This window comes from Dietzia sp. Cai40 (assembly GCF_014145165.1).
In the GTDB taxonomy this organism is placed as follows: domain Bacteria; phylum Actinomycetota; class Actinomycetes; order Mycobacteriales; family Mycobacteriaceae; genus Dietzia; species Dietzia natronolimnaea.
Genome location: NZ_JAALEB010000426.1, coordinates 1 through 3,191, shown reverse-complemented (window position 1 = coordinate 3,191; position 3,191 = coordinate 1). Strand labels below are relative to the sequence as shown.

Genomic DNA, 3,191 nt, shown 5'->3' with positions numbered 1-3,191 from the left:
CCCGCGCCTCCGCCGTGCTCGTGGCGACGGCCCCTGTGGTGTCCACGCGGGCGGCCGGGGCGGCCGCCACGCCGCGGGTGTCCGCCCCGGCTCCGTGTGTCCGGGGGGCCGAAGTCACCCGGTTCGTGTGCGTCGTCGCTGTGCATCGCCGACTCCCAATGTCCTGGGCGCCCCATCGGCGCCCGCCTGCCATAGAGTATTCGCGACATCCCAAAGAGTGTCAACGACATATCGCTAAAGGGTTGGTGCGCGGGACGTCCGACCGGTCGGGCAGGATGGGGGTCGACGCGGGGAACACTCAGGTGGGCCCGCGCGTTGACCAGTACGAGTGATTCGTCGGTGACCCGGCGGGGACTCTCGATCAACGACCTTCCCCGACAATCCGAAGGGACCTCGATGCGCACGAGCAGCAATCCGGTCTTCAGTTCCCTGTCCCAGGACAGCGCGCGTGGCGCCACCCACCTCGGTGGTGCCGGACGCGCGGGCTTCCAGCAGGGCCAGTACGGCCAGCAGGGTTTCGGTGCCCAGCCCGGGTACGGCGCCCCCCAGGCCCATCCGCAGTTCGACACGGACACGCGGCCCATGACGATCGACGACGTCGTCAGCAAGACCGCCACCACCCTGGGTCTGCTCAGCATCGTGGGCGTGATCGCGTTCTACATGATCAGCATCAACCCCGGTCTGCTGTTCCCGCTGCTGCTCATCGGCGGTATCGGCGGTCTCGTCGTGGTGCTCGTCGCCACGTTCGGCCGCAAGATGGACTCGGCCCCCGTCACCCTGGTCTACGGCGGCCTGCAGGGGCTCTTCGTGGGCGCTGCCACCTACCTGTTCACCGCTGATCTGCAGGGCGGTGGCGTCCTGGGTGCCGTCGGCGCGGCGATCCTCGGCACCATCGGTGTGTTCGTGGGCATGCTGTTCGTCTACAAGACCGGCGCCGTGCGCGTGACCCCCAAGTTCACGCGGTTCCTCACCGCCGCCATCGTGGGCGTGCTGTTCGCGGCGCTCGGTAGTATCCTGCTGAGCTTCTTCACCGGTGGCTCCAACCCGCTGTACGACGGCGGCCCGATCGCGATCGCCTTCTGCCTCCTGTGCATCGGCCTGGCCGCGTTCAGCTTCCTGCTGGACTTCGACAACGCCGATCGCCTCGTGCGCGCCGGTGCCCCCAACAAGATGTCGTGGGGCGTCGCGCTCGGCCTGACCGTCACCCTGGTCTGGCTGTACATCGAGATCCTGCGTCTGATGAGCTACTTCCGCGACTGATCAGCGCGAGCGGTAGCGCCGCCGTCGGTGGCCCTGGCTGCTGCGGCGAACCGGCGAGCCGGCCCTGCTGCCCCGACCCCAACCAGGGGTCGGGGCAGCCGCTATTTCGGAGGAGCGTGGCGGGCTCGGCTTCTCGCCGAGAGGTCACACATGCTCACGTTCTCCCAGGATGCGGAATCGGAATACGCGCATTTGCGACCACTCGGCGGGGCGAGCGGATGGCGGACAATCTGACGGTCGAGGGCGCAACGAAAAGAGCGTTCCGAACACCGTCTCCTGGGGAAACGGGTTCGGAACGCTCTTTTCGACGCTGGGTCGACGCCGGGACGCGGGGCGCGCGCGATCAGGCCGGGCGGGCGGGGATCAGCTCAGGCGCTCGAGCACCATCGCCATGCCCTGGCCGCCGCCGACGCACATGGTCTCGACGCCGAACTGCTTGTCCGCGGCCTGCAGGTTGTTGATGAGCGAGGCGGTGATGCGGGCGCCGGTCATGCCGAACGGGTGGCCGAGCGCGATGGCGCCACCGTTGATGTTGAGCTTGTCCTCCTCGATCCCGAGCTCACGGGCGGAGCCGAGGACCTGGACGGCGAACGCCTCGTTGATCTCGAACAGGTCGATGTCGGACACCGACTTGCCGGCGATCTTCAGGGCGTTCTTGACGGCCTGGATCGGGCCGAGGCCCATGATCTCGGGGGACAGGCCCGAGACGCCGGTGGACACCACGCGGGCGAGCGGCGTGAGGCCGAGCTCCTTGGCCTTGGTGTCGGACATGATCACCAGGGCGGCGGCGCCGTCGTTGAGCGGGCAGCAGTTGCCGGCGGCGATGGTGCCGTCGGGGCGGAAGACCGGCTTGAGCTGCGAGATCTTCTCGTAGGTGGTGCCGGGCCGCGGGCCGTCGTCGGTGGAGACCACGGTGCCGTCGGGCATGGTGACAGGGGTGATCTCGTTGGCGAAGTGGCCGTTCTCGACCGCGTCGACAGCGCGGTTCTGCGAGCGCACGCCCCAGTGATCCTGCTCCTCGCGGGTGATGCCGGTCATCTGCGCGACGTTCTCGGCGGTCTGGCCCATCGGGATGTAGACGTCCGGCAGCAGGCCGTTCTCGCGGGGGTCGGTCCACGTCTCGGCGCCACCCTCGGCGCGCGTGCCGGTGCGGGCCTCGGCGTCGGCGAAGAGCGGGTTGTGGGTGTCCGGCCAGTGGTCGGAGGTGCCCTTGGCGAAGTTGGTCACGGTCTCGACACCGGCGGAGATGAACACGTCACCCTCGCCGGCCTTGATCGCGTGCAGCGCCATGCGGGTGGTCTGCAGCGAGGAGGAGCAGTAGCGGTTGACCGTGGTGCCGGGGACGGTGTCCAGGCCGGCGAGCACGGAGACGACACGGCCCATGTTGAAGCCCTGCTCGCCGCCCGGCAGGCCGCAGCCCAGCATGAGGTCGTCGATCTGGGTGGGGTCGAGCGACGGGACCTTGGCGAGGGCCGCTGTCACCATCTGCGCGGCGAGGTCATCCGAGCGGATACCCACGAGGGATCCCTTGTTGGCGCGCCCGATGGGCGAGCGGGCGTACGAGACGATCACGGCTTCCGGCATGGAAGGCTCCTTCTTTGCGGGTGGATACTCGGTGCTAGGTGTGGTCGGGGGTGAGTTCCGGGGCGGACAGGTCCCGGGTGGGGCGGGTCAGGCGCAGGATGCGGCTCCGGCGGCGGAGGGTGTCCGCCGCCTCGCGGGCATCGCCCGTGCTCTCCGGATCGCCGTCCACGTCCTCATTATGCAGGTACGTGTTCTCGTCGAGGTCCTCCGCGTCCTCGTGGGTACGGACGAAGTCGGTCAGTCGCTTGGTCAGCCGGGCGACGACCGACTCGCGGTGCTCGTCGTCCGCGCCGTCCGCGGCCGCCTCGGCGGCGGTCTCCGCGTCCTCGGCGGCGCGCTCGGCGGCC

At 69.4% G+C, this 3,191-nt stretch carries 2 protein-coding genes and 1 pseudogene; 1 reads left to right on the top strand and 2 read right to left on the bottom strand.

Translation table 11 applies throughout. The features are described from left to right. The first annotated feature begins 396 nt into the window (after positions 1-396). Positions 397-1,260, top strand: coding sequence for a Bax inhibitor-1/YccA family protein (locus G6022_RS14890; RefSeq protein WP_182610246.1), 864 nt, complete (start codon positions 397-399; stop codon positions 1,258-1,260). Positions 1,261-1,623: 363 nt separating this feature from the next. Here the strand turns inward: G6022_RS14890 and G6022_RS14885 are convergent, their stop codons facing one another. Together G6022_RS14885 and G6022_RS14880 are read right to left on the bottom strand one after the other, a co-directional pair. Further along, positions 1,624-2,844 (bottom strand): acetyl-CoA C-acetyltransferase, encoded by a 1,221-nt coding sequence (locus tag G6022_RS14885; protein WP_182638611.1) that lies wholly within the window; start codon positions 2,842-2,844, stop codon positions 1,624-1,626. Between the two features lie 34 nt (positions 2,845-2,878). Then, positions 2,879-3,191, bottom strand: a pseudogene (locus tag G6022_RS14880) (SGNH/GDSL hydrolase family protein); the annotation flags it as partial.